Source organism: Eubacterium sp. BIOML-A2 (assembly GCF_009680135.1).
GTDB lineage: Bacteria > Bacillota > Clostridia > Lachnospirales > Lachnospiraceae > Faecalicatena > Faecalicatena contortus_B.
The window spans coordinates 35,274-55,072 of record NZ_WKZK01000013.1 but is presented as its reverse complement, the minus strand read 5'-3'; the positions used below and the strand labels follow the sequence as shown (position 1 = coordinate 55,072).

Genomic DNA, 19,799 nt, shown 5'->3' with positions numbered 1-19,799 from the left:
CTTTTTATGAAAGGGAAAAAGTGGAAACGAAGTAGCAATTCAGGCAGGCCTGAACTGTTACGAAAAAACACTGTTTTCTTTTCATAAGAAGTAATTGATTTAAGCAATTCAATGTGCAATCACCGAGCGTGGTTTGAAACAAAATTCGGAGAATAAGTATGGGTTTAATTTTATGTGAAGCGCTGTTGTGTATCCTTTTGTTTTTTGCCGGCGCCTGTGTGTTTTCTTTTTTAAACGTGATTGTCTATCGTGTACCCAAGAAAATGTCTTTTATCCGGGGGCGTTCCGTCTGTCCGGCCTGCCACCATGAACTGGGGGCGGCGGATTTAATCCCCATTTTCAGCTATCTATTCCTGCGGGGGAAGTGCCGTTACTGCGGCGGGAAAATTGGAGCCAGGGATACGCTTGCCGAGGCAGCAGGCGGTGCGGCTGCACTGTTTTGCGCCATATACTATGGATATGACGGCGGGGATTATGCGAAAGCTGTGCTGGTCTTCGCATTCGCAGGGGTTCTGACCGTTGTGGCACTGATGGATATAGACACCATGGAGATTGCGGACGGCTGCTCCATAGCCATTGTGGTTCTGGCTGCAGCGGGGCTGTTTTTTATGAAAGAGGTTACGATCGGGCAGAGGCTGATCGGAATGGTTTGCATCAGCGTGCCTATGCTGCTTCTTGCGATCGCAGTCCCTGGAGCATTTGGAGGCGGCGATATCAAGCTGATGGCAGCAGGCGGGCTGTTCCTTGGATGGCGGACGGTTCTGGCGTCCGCGATTATCGGTATCCTTTTGGGAGGCGGATATGGAATCTATCTGCTGGCGTCGGGAAAGAAGGGGCGCAAGGAACAGTTTGCATTCGGGCCGTTTCTGTGTGCGGGCATGATACTGGGCCTGCTCTTCGGGAACCAGATGATTGACTGGTATCTGGGGATTCTGATATAATAAAGTATTACCTAAAATTAGGGGATCAGGGAGGGACGTCTGATGGCACAATACAAGTATAAGGCTCAGACGATAGACGGAAAAAAGATATCGGGCGCCATGAATGCGGGAAGCGAGGCGGAGCTGCAGCTCAGGCTGCACGAGCAGGACGCTTTTCTGCTTTCAGCAAAGGAAGTGCGGTCCGGAAAGAACCGGAAGCAGTTTAAGGCAAAGGTGCTGGCGGATTTTTCCAGGCAGCTGTCCACGCTGGTCGGTGCGGGCGTTACTTTGGTGCGGGCGCTCAATATCATTGCAAACGGGGAGTCCATTAAGCCAAATGAACGGCAGGTGTATGAAGACATGATTCGCCAGATCCGGCAGGGAATATCCCTTTCGGAGGCGATGGAGTCACAGAACGGGGCATTTCCTCCCCTTATGATTTATATGTACCGCTCTGCGGAGAGCAGCGGCAATCTGGAACTGGTTTCCATGCAGATGGCTCTGATGTTCGAGAAAGAGCATCGTCTGAACGGAAAGATATCCAGCTCCCTTGTGTATCCTAAGATACTGGGTGTTATGATCATCGCGGTTATCATGGTGCTCACAAAGTTTGTTATGCCGCAGCTTCAGGAGCTGTTTGACACCATGGATACTCTGCCGCTGCCGACACGTATTCTAAATGGGATCAGCGATTTCATGCAGAGCTACTGGTATCTTGCCATAGCGGCGCTGTTGGGGCTGTGGGTCGGATGGAAGGCGCTGCTGAGGATTCCCGGTTTCCGAAGGAGATGGCACAGGGTGCGTCTGCATATGCCGGTATTCGGCAAGCTGCAGAAGGTGATCTGTACCGCGCGTTTTGCAAGGACATTAAGCTCCCTTTATTCGGCGGGAATTCCGATCGTACCCGCACTGCAGATTGCAAGAAATACGGTGGGCAACGATTACATAGATTTACAGTTTGACGAAGTGATTCCCTATGTCCGGGCCGGCAACAACCTGAGCGATGGCCTGGATATGGTGGACGGGTTTGTAAAGAAGCTGTCTGATACAATCCGGGTAGGGGAAGAAACCGGAAGTCTTGACTCCATGCTGCTGGCAACGGCGGATGCCATGGAATTTGACGCGGACATTGCGATCAATAAGATGGTGTCGTATGTTGAGCCAATCATGCTGATCATCATGGGGATTGTGGTGGCATTTGTTATGGTGGCTGTGTTCAGCGCACTGTACGGTTCTTACGACAGCATAGCAGGCATGGAATAGGAGGCAGAAGGATATGGTAGTTGTATATTTGTCAAACCGGTATATCCGCGTTGTGGACGGGGAGGTATCCGGGGGAAGCATACACGCAAAATCTCTTTATTATACAGTGGATACCAGAGGATGTATCCTGAACGGAACTATTACGGATGAGGACGGGTTCCGTGAAATGATCCGTAATCTTTGGGAGACCAATCATATACCCAGAAAAAATGTATATCTGGTGATCGACAGCAGCCAGTTTACTACGAAAGTGGTGGACGTGCCGGCTCTCAAGCCAAAACAGATGATGGAATATATCAGCCGTGAATTCACGGATGTGGAGCGAATCTCCAATCCGGTTTACGGCTATTTCCCGTTATCCAGGGGGGAGAGGAAGAAGGAAAAGCTTAAACGGGTCTTTGCATCCGTAGCGCCTAGAGAACTTGTACGCGGATATGTGGAATGCTTTGCCGGCCTGGATATTGCAATCAGCGGTGTGGAGAGCGCAGTGGGCGTGACCATGAGGCTGGCTGAAAAGCTTTCGCAGCTAAGTGACGCAACCTGCATCGTACAGTTTGCGGACGACATGTCGCTGATCAATCTTCTTCTGGTGAACGGTGAATATAAATATTCCAGCAGAAACAGGATGTTTTCCGAGTCCGGAACCCCGGAGTTTGCTGCGGAGACGGCGCGTACGGTCAGCACGCTTCTACAGTTTGCCAAGGCACAGGATCTGGCACAGAAGATTCCGCAGGTGTACATAGCCGGATTGTCGGAAGACGAACTGCAGATTTATCAGGACAGTATCTATCAGATTGATGCGGAGATGGAAGCGGATGCATTACAGCTGGAGCCGGTGGTGAAGCTTGGAAAAGCTGCCGGAGGCAGTCAGGAACTGACACATTTTGCTCTGACTGTGGGAGGGCTGTTGAAGACAGATCCCAGGACCTCCATTATGTCCCGGGTTGTGAAGGATCCGGAGAAAGAAGCCGGGAAGAGAAAGCGCAGAAAGATGCTGGTTCCGGTGTTTGTTCTGGCTGCGGTCATGTTCCTGCTTGCCGGGATTCTGGGCGGCCGGGCCATGTATTATAATGTGCAGCTGAAAGAATTGGAAGCGTACAACCAGAGAACGGATGTTGTGGCGGCATGTGAGGAGTATGACAGGCTGAATGAAGAACTGCAGGCGGCTTCCTCGCTGGGAAACAGCATGGTGAGCCTTAAGAGCAGCGTGCTGGCCTATCCGAGAGTGGACAGCGCAACCGAAGAGGTTGTAGCCTCCTGTGCATCAGGGCTGGTTACGGCGGAGATCAGCAGTTATGATGCGGAGAACGGCCTGCTGAGCTTTGACGCAAAGGCGGGGAATGTAGATCAGATCAACCGCTTTATCGGTCTGTTAAACAAACAGGAGATATTTGCCGCGGTAGATTACACAGGATATTCCCAGGGAACAGATGACCAGTGGAGTGTAAAGGTGAACTGTATTATGGCGGCAAGACAGGAGGAAAGTGATGACACTGAAGCTGACAGAGAGGGATAAAAAGTTATTGGTGATACTGGCAGTGTTCGTCCTGATCGTCGGCGTTGGGGCCGGTGTGCTGATGCCGCTGCTGGATAAGGGGCAGGAGCTTCAGGAAAAAGCAGCAGATGCCAGAATCGAACAGCAGGAACGGGAACAGAAGGTCGTTTCCCTTCCGGTTCTCAGAGACAGGGAATCAACGGTGCTGAGTAATATCGAAGAGATGAGGAAAGACTTTTATCCTGTCATGAAAAGCATGGAGATTGATAAGATGCTCACAGAACTGGCCCTGTCGAAGGGGCTGATCGTGAAAGATCTGGACATTAAAATGCCTGCGTCGGGCGAATTCAGTACGATGAAGGATTATTCGGCATTTACCGATGCAGGTGAGCCGGAAACAGCTGATGCCGGGGTTACATACAATGGAATCTATACAGCCGTGGTATCTATGACACTGCAGGGAAGCAGGGGGGAGATCCAGTCGATGATGGATGACTGCGCGGCAAATGAGCCGGGAATGAGAATTACCGATTTTATGTGGCAGACATTAAAAGAGTCCGAGACCAGAACCCTTGGCATGACTCTAGAAATATATATGTGCAGGGATACCGAACAGTACATTATGGAACAACAGGCGGCGCAGGCTGCTGCCAATGCGGCGGATCAGGCGGCACAGACAGACGCCGCGGATGAGACAGAGGGAGAATAGAGGCGGTTTTATGGAGACAGCAAGTATTAAGAACCTCAGAATCGGGGATATATTAAAAGAATACAAGTATGTGACGGATGAACAGATCCAGATGGCCATAAACTACCAGAAGGAGCACAAAGGAGTGCGTATCGGCGGCGCTCTCATAGAGCTTGGCTGCATTACGGAAGCACAGATGCTCCAGGCGCTGGGACAGCGCCTGGAGATGCAGGTTGTGGAGATTGCCAATCTGGATGTGGATCCCGAAGTGGTGGAGAAGATTCCCAGGCAGCTGGCGGAAAAGTATGAGATGCTTGCGGTAAACGAAAAGGACGGGCTGCTGAACCTTGTCCTCAATGATCCCATGAATTTCTATGGAATCGAAGATATCCGCCAGATCACGGGTATGCAGCTGAATATCAGCCTGAGTCCGCGTGCGGAGTTACTTCGGGCAATCCATTACTACTACTCGGAAGTCGGGGCCAAGAAGGCGGCCCGGGTCGCAAACGAAAGCATCCGGGAAGAGGAGCGGCTGGAGGAGCTGGAGATCAGCGAAGATGATGACGATGATACGCCGGTCATCAATCTGCTGAACCGTTTGATTAACCGGGCGTACAGCACCAATGCTTCTGATATCCATATTGAACCTTTTGAGGATAAAACTTTGGTTCGCATGAGGATCGACGGCGCTATCGTGGAATACGTTTCTCTGCAGAAAAGCCTGCATGCTTCTTTGGTCGCACGTATTAAGATTCTCGGCGGGATGGACATTGCGGAGCGGAGAATCCCCCAGGACGGACATTTTCGGATCAAGGTGGAGGGACTCTACATCAATATCCGTGTATCCGTGCTGCCCACGGTATTCGGGGAAAAGGCCGTACTGCGCCTGCTGGCAAGTAATTCCCCGATCGATTATCCGGATACGTTCGGCATGGAGGAGAGCGATTATCAGAAGATTCAGAGGATGCTCTGCTCACCAAATGGTATTATTTATTTTACAGGCCCCACCGGTTCGGGGAAGACAACCACGCTGTACATGATCCTGCAGGACATCGCCAAAAAGGCGGTAAATATCTCAACGATTGAGGATCCGGTAGAAAAGAATCTTCCGAAGGTGACACAAACCCAGGTGAATAACCAGGCAGGGCTTACGTTCGAGTCCGGACTGCGGGCACTGCTCCGTCAGGACCCGGATGTCATCATGGTCGGGGAGACACGTGATGTGGAGACAGCAACGATTTCGGTGCGTGCGGCGATCACCGGGCATCTGGTATTTTCCACGCTGCATACCAATGATGCGTCCTCCTCGATCATCCGTCTTGAGGATATGGGGCTGCAGCCCTATATGATCGCAAACTCTCTGGTGGGGATTATCGCCCAGCGTCTGATGAGAAAGGTATGCCCTGACTGTGCGGAAGAATACGAGGCCTCAGAAGAAGAGCAGGATATGCTTGGTGTCAGCGGCCCCGTGCGTATGAAACGCGCCAAAGGCTGTCCCCTCTGTAACTATACAGGATACCGGGGGCGGACTGCCATCCATGAGATCCTGATGATCGATAAGAATATCCGGAAGCTGATCACGATGGGAGCAACATCGGAAGAGATCGAAGAGTATGCAGCGGAGAATCAGGATATGAGAACACTGAAGTTATGCGGCACACAATTAGTGCTGGAAGGAGTCACTACTATAGAGGAGCTCCGAAAGGTAGCCTATTATTCATAGTATCGTAACAGTTCAGGCAGCCTGAACTGTTACATTAAATCAAATAGTCCGCAGGCGGGACCGTGCGCGGCAATTGACAGGAGGCAGCAGTTATGCAGGATATAAACAGTATTATATTAATGGCAAGAGAGCTGGAGGTGTCGGATGTACATATGTCATCCGGTATGCCTCTGTTGTTTCGGATTCACGGCCGTCTGACACAGGCGCCGGTGCAGCCGACAAAGGAAGAGACGGATGCGATGCTGTATGGGTTGCTGAGCGGGAAACAGAAGGAAGCGCTGAGTGAAGGCTATGATATTGACTTTGCGCTGCAGACCTCCGATGGAAACAGGCAGAGGGTCAATGTATTCCGGCAGCAGGGGGAGGCGGCCGCCACAATACGGCTGCTGAACAGCCATATCCCCACGCTGGAGGAACTTCATATGCCGAAGAAGCTGTATGAACTGGCAGAGGAACCGAGAGGGCTGATTCTGGTAACGGGGCCTACCGGGAGCGGGAAATCTACAACGCTTGCGGCAATGATTGAACACATCAACCAGCTGAAACCGGTTCACATTATTACAATCGAGGATCCGGTGGAATATAAGTATGAAAGCAAGCAGGCCCTGATCCACCAGCGGGAGACCGGGAAGGATGTCATCAGCTTCGCATCGGCTCTCAGAAGTGCATTGCGTGAGGATCCGGATATCATTCTGGTGGGAGAGATGCGTGATTATGAGACCATATCTGCGGCAATGACAGCGGCTGAGACAGGGCATCTGGTTCTGTCAACGCTGCATACGACCGGAGCGGCACAGACCATCGACCGTGTGATCGACGCCTGCCCTAGCGGCAGCCAGAATCAGATTCGGACACAGCTTGCAGGTGTTCTGAAAAGTGTCGTGACCCAGTGCCTGATGCCCACGGCGGATGGCCGGGGGCGGATTGCGGCTACAGAGATGCTGCTGGGAACGGATGCGGTTTGTAATCTGATTCGTGAAAATAAAACACATCAAATGGGCAGTGTTATGCAGGCAGGGAATGCGAGCGGCATGCATACGCTGAACATGGATCTTGTCCGTCTGGTATCACAGGGGAGGATTACCAGGGAAACGGCGTCACAGTATACCAATGACAAAAGGGATCTGGAGCAGTATTGGTAAGCTAAACTGTTTGGGAGCGGTGGAATAATTAATATCAACGGGAAGTGGGCCTATGCGGGAAAGAAGAAAGGCAGAAAACTTTAAAAAGGGATATACGACAGTGGAACTGGTTGTCGTAACAGTGATTATGCTGATACTTGCCGGTACCCTTGTTGTGAGCCTGGTCACATGGTATCGTAATGCGCAGTTTCGAAAACAGAACGAATATGCGCAGACGATTTTTTCTGCTGCCCAGAACCGGCTTTCCGAGTACAGCTATTCCGGCTATCTGGGAAAACTGGAGAGCCTGCTGGAAGATAACGGAGCGAAGAGCATAGATGAAGAGCTGAAAAACAAAGAACTGATCGGAAGCAGCGGGGATCCTTACGATCTGGAGAAAGTATGGTACGAGTCTGAGGGAAAGGGCACAAAAGCCAAAAAGTATCAGGGCACCATCTATTCTCTGACCGGTACGCCTGCCGATTATAAAGCGTATAAAAACAGCAGCTGGAACGGCGTTTCACCGGAAAAACAAAGATTAGTACAGGCATTGTACAGGATGCTGGAAACTTACATATATGATACATCCATATTCAGCGGCGGCACGGTCTGCGTGGAATTTTCTGCGTCGGACGGACAGGTGTTTGCAGCAATGTACAGCGACAAGCAGGAGAACTTCGTATACGGAACCCCGGATGCGGAGGCAGAGAAAACAATTGACATAAGAGACCGTACTTATTCCAGGCGCAAGAGCGTCATGCTGGGCTATTATGGTGTTGATACGATGGCAAAAGCGACCAGTCCGAATGCAGAAAAGCCGGTGATAAGCGAAGTGCGGCTGAACAACGAAGATACGCTGAACCTGTCTTTCCGGCTGAGCAAGGCAGAGGAAGCATGGAACCAGCTGACGTATCAGCTGGATGTCTATAATGCAACATCGAATAAAATCGGGCTGACGATTCTGCTGAATGCACAGGAGGAGGCAGACAGTGGAAAATACCACTGGCCGTCCGCTTATAATGAGAAAAAACAGGTACTGGGTACCGTTACACGCTACTGGTATGATAAAAAGGGAAAGCAGACAGCAAAGACGCTTGGTAACTATAAATTTTACCTATATGTGGAGACAAATGGGACGGTGCATCTTGTACTGGATGCAGCCGATCTGAACGCTACATCACAGACCTATATTGAGGGATACCAGGGGAACGGAATAGGCAATAAGAATTACAGCAGGCCGTCCTATTCCGGTATGGGCGGTGCAGCGGAAGAATTGAGCGACAGTTATAGTTTCCACAGATTCGGACTGAGCGCAGAAAAGATCTACTGCAAGATAAAAGGGAGCGGTACGGGATATAAGCCCACTGCATTAAAGAAAAGTAATCTGGCGGATATCTACTACGGCGATGAGAGCACATCCTCAGAGAAAGACGGCGTGACAACTTACCGCTATGAGATAGCCAATCCGCGCCATCTCTTTAATATGCGTTACATAGAGGATATTGAGGAAACAGGCGGAAATTATACAAAGCTGTTTGCAGGTAATGAGCAGGAACTGGAGGAGTATGCGTATCAGCTGCCGGAGAACATCACGTGGCTTTTGACAAAGGATATTGACTGGAAAGCACTTGTAAAGAATAAGTACCTGTTCCATGGCGGCATCGTACAGGAAACAAACACAGATTTTCCCTCCATCTGCTATCTGCGGCAGAAGTCCATTTTCGAGACCAAAGGATACTCTGCCAAAAACTGGAAGGCGGAAAAGGAGAATCATACGATAAAGGGGCTGACGGTCACAGCACGGACAAATGATTCTTTGGAATTAAAAGGTACGGGAAAAGAAATCAATTCCACAGGCTTGTTCCTTGAGAACAAAGGAAATATCCGGGGAATCAGCCTGGATTCCATTGTTGTGTCGGGGATCAGCAACGTGGGGGCATTCTGCGGCATTAACAGCGGCAGCCTGGAGAATCTGGCAGTGAAGAGCACGTCAAATGCCAGCAGTATATCCGGAAAACAAAGGCTGGAAGACAACGGTTCTTATACAGGAGGGGAAAATGTAGGCGGCATTTTTGGCGCACAGGATGGGAAGGCTTCGGCGGACAAGCAGACTTTTCAGAAGCTTTTGAACCGTGCCTCGGTGAAAGGTACCCGGTTTGTCGGCGGAATTGCGGGAAGACTGACAGGGGATAAGCAATCCGAAATAAAAATGAGTGAATGTGGGAATTATGGCGCCGTATCCGGAATAAGTGAGAGCGCAGGGATAGAGCCGATGTTTATAGGCGGAATCATCGGATATGCGGAGAATAAGACCCAATCTACGGATCATTTTGTGATTGAGGACTGTACCAGCTCTCCGCAGTATGAAGCGAAAGCGGTTGAGGAAATCATAGAGGGGATCCAAAACGGCGGCAGCGAATTAAAGGGAACCTATGTAGGCGGGATCGCAGGTTATAACCAGTGGTGTGAGATCAAAAACTGTTCCACAGAAAACGAGAACAGCCGCCGCCAGGGATATATTTTCGGCAATCAGTATGTAGGCGGGATTGTGGGATTTAATTCCGGCCCTGCCAGCGGGATTGAGGGCAACAACCGTGTCAATGAAGCACATGTGATCGGTGATACATACGTAGGCGGAATTGTAGGCTGCAATGCAGGCGCGCAGAGAAACAGGGGCGGAAATTATGTGGATGCCGAAGGAAATGTCTTTCAGGATGTCGCCGATGGAGTCCACGTGGTGGAGCCGGAGAAAGAACCTTCCCTGGAGGTGAAGATCAGCGGATGGATCAATAAAGGCATCATAGTGGCGGCAGGCAATTATGCCGGGGGAATTACCGGATTTAATGCCGGCTGGATCTTTGGATGCAACAGTGATGTGGCAAACAGCGCAGAGGACGATTCCCTCAGCGAGGTCACGAATCTTGGCGGGGATTATGCCGGCGGAATTGCCGGATATAACAACGGGATTATCGGAAATACAAAAAGAGGTGCGGACGGGAAAGCGACGGGGGCAAGCGGAGATGCATTATCTGCGATCTGTTATATAGCAGGGCGCAATTACGTGGGCGGAATCGTCGGTTATAATGATGTGGATGCGCTGGTGGAGGACTACGAGCTGGCCGGCGGATATGTAAATGCATCCGGAAACTTTGCCGGTGGTTATGCAGGCTTAAATGCGTCGGTCTGCCTGCTGCAGTATACGTATGATACGGCTACGGATACCTATGGGGCGGGCAGCGCCAGAAAGCTGGTATCCAAACCAAATGCAGTAGAAGGCGCCTATTTCGTGGGAGGCATCATCGGGGGCAATCTGGTATGTACAGACTCCATTATTCAAACAGTATTCCAGACCGATAACTTTCTGGGAAATATAGAAGCCAAGGCATATGCGGGAGGATTTATCGGATATAATGCACTTCTTACTGCTGAAGGGAACCAGAAGGCGAAGGTGGCGGCATATCAGGAAGGCCTGAATATCAAAGCAGACGAAAATGCTGAAATAACATACAATTTTGCGGAGGAAGTACCCGGTGATTTTGCATTCTATACGAATACAGGGCTTAAAATCTCAGGCTATGAAGAGGGCGTAACCAGCAGCAAATTTGGCGGGGTGCGCGCTGAAGTCTTTGCCGGCGGCGTACTTGGCTACAGCAAAGATTTGAATAATCTGACCATACAGAACGTAGAGAACCTGACACCCGTGACTGCAAGCGGCGTCATCAGGGAAAGTGTGGCAGGGGAGCAGACTGGCCGGGATGAAGCTGCTGAATTTGCATATGCGTATGCGGGAGGTATTATCGGTATAGTAGGTAACAATACCACATTGGAAAGCTGCAGCAACAGAGACGTGGGTGATGTTACTACGACAGGAGGAGCAACCTATACGGGGGCGCTCTGTGAGATTAACAGAGGAATTATTGAGAAATGTAAGGCTTCCAGCATCGGCGACAGCAGCAAGGATCAGGTAGGCGGGGTCTGCGGTATCAATCTGGGAATCATAATGGATTGTGAGATTAACAGCAGTACAATCACCGGAAGAGATAATGTAGGCGGAATAGCAGCCGAGAATTTCGGCCTTATCCACAACTCGAAACTGAGAACGGCCAGAATATTATCTTCCGGCAAGAATGCCGGAGCTGTAACAGGATTTAACGGGAAGTTCGGAGGACATGAGGGAAGAGTTGCATTAACGGATGCGGAAACGCTGGACAGCAATGTGGTTTATGTGACCGGAAATATAAATGCAGGTGGCCTGATCGGAAAAAATGAGGGCAGATTAACTGCATCCGGATATGCCAAGGTTACGATCAGTGGTTTTGTAAGCGGTACACAAAATGTAGGCGGTATCATAGGAGAGAACAGTCAAAGCATATCGTCATTTATCAGCCGCTCTGTTATTACCGCGAGTGAAGGAAATGCTGGCGGCATCATTGGAAGAAATACGGGCAACTATTCCATAACAGAATGTGATAACTATGGGACGGTCACGTCAGTATCCGGATATGCCGGCGGCATTGTGGCAGAGAACAGCGGAACGGTTAAAAACTGCAAAAATGGCGGCAATATTTTAGCTTCGGCAGGAAATGCCGGCGGTATCAGTGGAAATAACACAGGTAATATAGAACTGTGTGAAGTGAAAGGCAATCTGCGGATTACTCTTACGGCTCTGAATCGTGTCGGGGGAATCAGCGGCTCAAACAGCGGTATGATTCAGCAGTGCACGATAGACAAGATCTCCGTCAGGAATACTTCCAAGAGCACAAACGAAAGCCTTGCAGGGGGGATTGCGGGCCTGAACAGCGGCATGATCCGGCTTGCAGGGGGAGAAATCCTGGATTCTGAAGTGATCACCTATGCGAATGGCAGCAGCGCAGGAGGAGTCGCAGGGGAAAACTCAGGGGGCGGAAAGATTTCAGGCAAGACAGGGAACGGGACTTCCGTACTGATAAAGAATGTGGATCTTCAAACAGCACCTACCGTATCCTACTGTAATCTAGGCGGCGTAGCGGGAAGGCAGCTGGGAGCATCCAGTGCGATCGAACACTGTGAAGTTGTGGATACCGCCATTGGCACCATAGCATTGCTTGGCAATACGGATATGGGCTATGGAGGAATCGCGGGAATCAACGAAGGGAACCTCTCAGACTGTTCCTTTGACGGAACCCTCCAGGTCGGCGGAAATGGAAGCAATATCGTCAATGCGGGCGGGATCACCGGAAAGAATACGGCCGGCGGTCTGATCGAGCACTGCTACATTGGTGTGGATAAAAACAATGAGAGCACGGTAATCCGTTCCGGAGTAAGCAATAAGGATAACCAGACGTATACGGCATACCTTGGCGGGATAGCAGGCTGGAATTTTGGTACGGTACGAGAATGTGATAACTTTGGTGAAGCGGATCGCCAGAAGTCTACAGACACGGTAGTTATCAGCGGAAACGGCGGTATCGTTGGCGGTATTGTGGGCAGAAATGAGGCAGGAGCTGTAGTTACAGGTACCGATGCAGAGAAGCTGTCCACTGGAAAGGGCTGGTCTGTACAGCACTATTATTACATCAACGATTCCGGTACCGGCGGAATCTGCGGCTGGTCCGGTTCAGGAAGCAGCATGAGCTTTGTGGAGAATCATGCCAGTGTAGCGAACAAGAGCGGCATTAAGGACAGTACTGCAGTTGGAGGACTGATCGGCCGTTTAGAAAATCAGGAAAGCAATACATTCTCGATGGACCACTGCTTAAATACAGGAAAGGTGGATGGGCCATCTAATACAGGCGGATTTGTGGGGAGATGGAAGTATAATGGCGGATCCATCCAAAACTCTTCCAATACTGGAAAAATCGCTACAGAAGTGACCTCCCTTGTTAGCGGAGGGATGATCGGATCGTTGTATGACCTGACGGATCACGCCAGAATTTTATTTACAGGATGCAGCAATCAGGGAGAGGTAAAAGGGGGGTATGCAGGCGGTCTTGCAGGCAGGCCCGCAGTATGCAATACGTCAAACCAGGCCATCTTCAGTGACTGTATCAATACGGGCAAGGTAACCGGAACTACGGCCGGCGCGGGAATAATGGCCAACTTTAACAATGAATTTATGAGCGTTTCATTCAGCCGGTGCAGAAATTATGGGACAGGTACGAATTTTTACGGGATAGCCAACTATAACAATGGTTTGGTGAGAATGCAGGATTGCTTTGACTTTTCCGGGGCAGGTCTGACTCGTAAAGTATCGGATTCCGATAAGGCCAAGATTGTGAATTCCTACTACTATACAAAGGAAATAGAGGCAGGGATGACGGAGGAAGAAGCCCAGTTGGCAGTTGAGACGGCGAAAGAGAGGAAGGAAGAATCGGAGGCTGCATTGCAGTCTGCAAAAACAAAAGTAAATCAAATCAAGAACCCCGGGTATGGGGATGGGATTTATTATTCTTTAGATGCGGAAGAGAGCTTTTATAGTTCTGTAAAAAATGACGGCGGCGCATTTAAAGATATGTTTGACGGAAAGACCGAAAACGGGAACGGATGCCAGGTACGGCCTGCCGATGGCGGGGAAATTAAACAGAGCAATCCCCTGACTGTGAAATATACCCTGGCTGAGACTGCTCTTGGATATGATGAAAGTGAAGGGGTCCAGGAACTCTCATATCCTTCCGTGAAGTCCTTTGGCGTCTACTGGGGAGCAAATTCCACCGGATCATGGACCAGGTACTATATCTATACAGTGTCCTATACAGCGGCAGACGGATCGGTCAAATATCTGAAGGCAAAAGATGAAAGCCCGGAAAACTTTATAACTGCAAAATTCACAGACGGCAAAACAGTCAAAGCTTACAAAAACTTTGGAGACAGCCTGTGCCAGGCAGTGACAACGGATCATCCGGATGAGGCTACCAGATTTTTTACATTTGGGTTAAGCTATGTATCTGGCGGAACACATAACTCATTTGGAAGATTTGAGCTGGATAACAGCAGCCAGATCAGTGATATTACCTTTCAGGCAGATTATGTTGCCACATATAAGGGGAATATCTATGGTTTATTGAAGGGAGACAGCATAAGCGGAACGGGATACAGTACGGCAGGAACGGTCTGTGAATTTGTTGCAAATGCTGTTCTGCCGGGCGAAGAACTGAACGTAACCGATGGTATTGTGCGCAATGTCTCCGAACCGGAAAACCCGCTGGATAAAGAAGCATGGGACAGTGCATCTGCCGCTTATGAAACTGCAAAGCAGAACCTGGAAACAGCGGCTGCCGCCCTGGAACAGGCGGAAGAAGATCTGGAAACGATAAGGAACGGCGGGAGCGTTGGTGTTGACGGGCAGGCACCGCTGGATGACCCGAACAAATCAGGATCCTCCATGTATGCCTCAAAAACGGCACAAACAGAGTATCCAAGCTATAACCTGAGATCCGCAAGCAAAGCGGTTCCCAATTTCCTGGAGGCTGCAAAGATTCCTTCGATCACCGCAAGAGAGGCAAAAAGAAGGCTGGAAGCTGTCAGCTATTCTAAATTAGATCAGAAGAATGGAAACCCGCTGACGCTGGTAGAGCAGTATTATCTGGATGCGTATGACTTAAAGATGAAGGCAGAGGCTCCGGAGTTTTCCGTGATAAATGCCGGCGGTAAGACAACGCTGAAGATAAAGGAAGTGCCGGGGGCATATGGATATCAGGTCTGCTGGCAGGCAAAAGAAAAAGGCAATCCGGACACCCCGTATTTTGTGCCGAATACAGTAACTTCACTGGAGAACGGGCAGGGGTATGCAGAATATGACATCCCGCAGGATGCCGAGTGGTTCGGCCGGGAGTACACATTTTATGTCAGGGCTGTAAATGGGACTGCCTACATGACCTATTATGACGCAGACGGAACATTTCAGGATAAGGATGGGCAGTACAGGGCGCCCACCGATCCGATGCCGGAAAATGACGGACAGTTTATAGCCGCCAATGTTTCTAAATGGGGCAGTATCAAGATGCTGCTGACAAAACCTCAGACCGCACCGAAGGTACATCTGGAACTGGTGTATCTGGACAACACCAAGTCATTTGGGTGGAAACCAGTACTGGAAAATCCGGAAGATTTTGAAGAGGGAACAGTGATTCCGGTCTACATGTCGGTGTCACCGGCAGGCACTGTGGCAACAGAGGGCAATAAGCAGGCAGTGATCACGGTTCAGGCCGGCCATACATACACAACGGATAAGGTCATTACCAAATTTGCAAATGACCGGAGGGACAACATTAATTTTGCTGTGAAGGCGCTTGCCATAGAAGGCAGGGCATCGGAATCCCCTCTTATCATGTACCAGTCAGCATATTATGGGATAGACACTTTAAAGAATGAGGATCTGTATACCGCAAAATGGAACGGCTTTTATGGAAATACACCGGACGGCCTGAGTTATCAGCTTGGAAAGACTCCAAGCGGATCAAACGTAGATCTGTATATCGAGGCGGAGCTGATCGTGCAGAATTATTTGAAATATGAGGATGGCACTAAAATTGATATTTCTGTTTCCAACGGCCAGTCCCATATCACAAGCACAGGAGGCGCCGCCAAGATCAGCACGCTGGCGAACCTGCCATCAGACCTTCTGGAGGAATACGATCAATATAGTATACAAAGTTATCCATGGCAGAATCAATGGTATATCTGCCAGTATGGGCATATTGTGAAGCAGAATGCCACAAAAGAAGAGCTGTATACGCTGAAAGATGCGGACCGTGACAATGAGTCAATTGTAAACAGCGGTACAAAGAGGCTGAATCCGGGGTATGTGGTGCGCCTGGAGAAAGACGGCACTTATACGATCATATACAGAGCACTGCTTGCGCATAGCGATACCTTCAAAAATCAGGTGAAACAAAATGTGCTGAATGTCCATGATAATCCTGCAAATGGGCAGAGGGATTATATCAGCCAGTCAACATCGGCGAATCAGATTCCGATTCAGCCAAACCCGGTTATTTCAAAGGATGATTACGAGGTACAGCCGCTTGAAAATGGAGCCGCTTACACGTTTAAATGGGATCAGGGCCTGTTGGAATCGGGTGCAGAGTATATCCTGCAGCTATACGGGCATACTTCTTCGGGAGAACGGACGCTGCTGGAATCGCAGACCGTTGTGAATGCAAATGAGTACACCTTTAAAGACAGCGGCGGAAGCTGGAATTATTCAAAAATGACGCTGCGGGTGACCCGCAAGGGCATACCGGCCGGGGAGACGGCTGTACAGTCGAAAAAACTTCCGTTCTACACGGAGCATACTTTTGAAGTGAAGCTGGCACTGGAACAGATTGCCATGCCTGCCGTACAGCTGCACAAGGATGCGGCCGGGGTGACGGATAAGGATCACATGTATTACGACGTTAAATGGACAGGAATTGCGGATGAGAATTCAGAAGGCATCATGGATCATCTGGCCGGATACACCGTTACCATAGAGCGCAGCGCGGATGATAAGGTCTGCAGTCAGTACAGCGCAGAGGAAACGGAAGTATTAAAGAAAGATTTAAGGGAAAATGGCTATGAGGAATCTGTGGATGAGGCAGCGGGGACGGTTACATACAGCAAAATAATAGAAAATTCAGACGAGGATATCTACCGCGATGCAACACAGGTGGATAAGACCGTAGTTATTACAGAGAACGCAGACGGTTCCTATGCGGTAACTCGCAGAGAGATCTGGACATTTTTATCTCTGAGCGGAGCGGAAAGAGTTTCTTCCGCCGCTTTAGAGCGAAGTGTTGACCTGAGTGAATTTACCGGCGGAATGACAATCCATGTATCGGTCAAAGCATTAGCAGAGAAAGATTCCGTGATGTACAAGGACGGTCCCGCAGGTGTCATCCGCGAGATGGAACTGCCGTCAAGGCTTCCTGTGCCGGATGTGGCAGACCTGGCCATGGCAGAAAAATACAGCACCGAAGAATATATGACCATAGATGCGATGAACGATGACGGACTGCATCTCACAATGGATGGCAGCGGCTATGGCACGGCAAACGGCAGGTATGAACTTCATCTGTTATTCTTTGAGGCAAGTGCAGTAGGTGCGGACGGGGAATTGATTCAGGGTGCACAGCCCAAATATGTCATGAAGGATACCATATCCATGGGCGGCAATCTCGCAGGCGGAACATATAACCTGCATGGAACAGAGATAGAAGTTACGGACCATACCGGAAAGACGTCCTCAATCAGTCTTTCCGATTGTGCTGGGATGTATATGGCAGCGGCTGTCCGTGCGGTATCTGACAGCCAGATCAGTTCCTACTGGTCTCATGAATACAAGTATAACAGGAGTTACGCCGAATTCCGGATACCCCGTGTACAAAATGCGGTTCCGGAAATGACAAAGTCCAGAACCGGTGTGGTATACACGGAATCAGGTCATTACGAAGGAGATACGGCGGGGCAGGATGACAACAAGACGGAACAGACTACGCTGATTTGTACAGTGGAAGCGTATGCAGAACACTATTTGCTGCAGATCATCCACAACTCCCAGAACAGCAGACAGGAGGCAGGTTATGATACGCTGCTGGAGATGGACTGGATCTATGCAAAACGGGACGGAGACAAGTACCACATTTATGTGCTGTCATCAGATGCAAAAGAGATGGAAGGCCTGGGCGAAAAACTGGAGGATACGTATCTTCCGGATGCAAATCTGGCCAATGCGGGATATGCAGGCAGTCTGCCGGCCGACGGCGGCAGCCTGGATCTGCCATATGAGCTGCAGATCACAGCAGAGGATGGTACTGTATTTACGGCAGTATCTTATCTGAAATGCCAAACATCTGAAGAAGGAAAACAGGAATTTGTTCTTGTACTGGCGGACCCGGAAACGGTGAATGGCGCAGGAGCTTCAGAGAAAATCAGGACTTCGCAGGTAATGGCAAAAGGCATTTCAGAAAATATAGAACGGTATGAAGACTCCGCCTTCGGAAGCTGGTACCAGAAGTCGGACGAAGTAACTGAGATTGCAGGTACGACAGGACCGGTCGAAGGCCAGGATGCTCCGGCCGCTCTATCTGCAAGAGATGGGGCTGCCTTGGAAGTGGACGGCAGTAACGCCCGGATGAGACACTTTATTTACAAGCTGCCAGATGAGGCGGGCGGGGTACAGTACAGAAGTGCATATGCCAGAGCGGAGGAAAATTCGATGAGTTCCCTGCTGCTGCTTGAAAACGGGCAGTATCAGATTGCAGACGGAAAGCTGGCGGATACAGAAATCATGGCAATTGAGCCGGATGGAAAGGGAATCAGCGACTGGACAGCGGTTGACATTTCTGTAAATGCAGTATCAAAACTGGAGCATAATGCGGCAGCACAGGAGGGCTATCCGGTCAAAGTGGAAGCGGAACATCCGCAGATCCGTATGAATATACGGCCGGATGCAGCAGATTACACCGCGGAGATATCGGGAGCATCCCAGGCGGCGCAGATTTATATGCTGCAGTTTACAAAGGGGAATGGAACTTATTATCATGTATTTTATAAGGATACGTCGGACGCAGATCTGGCAGCCGGATATCCGCTTGCAGGTTCACAAAAGTCAGACAATCGTTATGCGGATGTGGACCATGCCATGATTACTGCACCAGCCCCGGGAGAGTATTACCCGTCATGCAGTGCTTATGATGAAAATGTTTATTATTTAGGAGACATCGGCGCAGGCAGAACCATTGGACTGCCTTGGAAACTGGAGACGGAGGATCAAGGCAGTACGCTGGTTACCTACGGGCAGCTGTCACAGGATGGCGCGGTATTTCTACTCACTCTGCCGGATATGGATCGAATCGTATCTGAGAATTTTGCAGGGAACCAGGACACCAGGCAGGTCACATTCCTGTCCTGCGATGCGGATACCGGAGAAGGCGGGGCAAGCATGTCCAGCTGGTACCGCAGTGATTCCGGGAACATGGTGAAGCAAAGCTACAGGAATCAAACTTCATGCAGTGCTGCATGGCAGGAAGAGGATTCCGGCATCAGCATCCGGTATTCAAATACAGATAATGGGTATGAGCATACCGAGGAATTCGCTGCGGTATGGGACGCCGGTGAAAAAAGGTACACGGTAAATGAGGCGGGTGCCATCGGAAACTATGGAATTCTATTCCGGTTTGAATATGAGGACGGAAACGTAAGCCTGAAATATGCTTCAGATCAGGCCAAGAGCTTTACTCTGACAGATCCTGAAAGCATAAAAGCAGTTAAGATTAAAGTAACGGACTGGTCCGGATATGGATGGACAGACTGGACCAGTCTGGAAGATCTTATTCTGACATCAGAAGCAGATCAGTATGTTGCGGATGAGCCGGATCATGCTGCCGTGCCTGCAGGAGATGCGAATGCAAAAGGCTATAAGGCGCAGGAGATCCCGGATGTCAATGAGAAGGAAAATGAAAAATCCGGGCAGCAGGACAGCGGCACGGGTGCAGAAAACAATGATAATGCAGAAACTGCAGAAAATGCAGAAAGTACAGGAATTACAGGGAAGTCCGGAGGTTCCGGAGGCACTGAAGACAGCAGGCAATAATTAGCAAAAGGGGTCAGACCCCTTTGAGGAAAGGAGGCG

General features: G+C 50.0%; 7 protein-coding genes. All 7 read left to right on the top strand.

The genetic code is table 11. The annotated features are described in order from the left end of the window. Window positions 1–158 precede the first annotated feature (158 nt). The 7 genes from GKG43_RS06945 to GKG43_RS06915 all read left to right on the top strand — a co-directional run bounded on the left by GKG43_RS06945 (window position 159) and on the right by GKG43_RS06915 (window position 19,760). Entirely contained in the window at window positions 159–941 is a 783-nt protein-coding gene (locus GKG43_RS06945; protein WP_129878897.1) for an A24 family peptidase, read from the top strand. A gap of 42 nt (window positions 942–983) precedes the next feature. After that, entirely contained in the window at window positions 984–2,183 is a 1,200-nt protein-coding gene (locus GKG43_RS06940; RefSeq protein ID WP_050639635.1) for a type II secretion system F family protein, read from the top strand. A 13-nt stretch (window positions 2,184–2,196) separates the two neighbouring features. Next, window positions 2,197–3,699 carry a hypothetical protein gene (locus tag GKG43_RS06935; RefSeq protein ID WP_055153967.1) on the top strand — a complete coding sequence of 501 codons (1,503 nt, stop codon included), beginning with the start codon at window positions 2,197–2,199 and terminating at the stop codon, window positions 3,697–3,699. Further along, entirely contained in the window at window positions 3,671–4,387 is a 717-nt protein-coding gene (locus GKG43_RS06930; protein WP_129878896.1) for a hypothetical protein, read from the top strand. The genes GKG43_RS06935 and GKG43_RS06930 overlap by 29 nt, the downstream gene beginning before the upstream one ends. Before the next feature lie 10 nt (window positions 4,388–4,397). Then, window positions 4,398–6,089 (top strand): GspE/PulE family protein, encoded by a 1,692-nt coding sequence (locus GKG43_RS06925; RefSeq protein ID WP_154253307.1) that lies wholly within the window; start codon window positions 4,398–4,400, stop codon window positions 6,087–6,089. 92 nt (window positions 6,090–6,181) lie between these two features. Further along, window positions 6,182–7,231 carry a type IV pilus twitching motility protein PilT gene (locus GKG43_RS06920; RefSeq protein ID WP_050639638.1) on the top strand — a complete coding sequence of 350 codons (1,050 nt, stop codon included), beginning with the start codon at window positions 6,182–6,184 and terminating at the stop codon, window positions 7,229–7,231. A gap of 52 nt (window positions 7,232–7,283) precedes the next feature. After that, on the top strand, window positions 7,284–19,760 hold the full coding sequence (locus GKG43_RS06915) for a GLUG motif-containing protein (RefSeq protein WP_129878895.1): 12,477 nt from the start codon (window positions 7,284–7,286) through the stop codon (window positions 19,758–19,760). The last annotated feature ends 39 nt before the right edge of the window (window positions 19,761–19,799 follow it).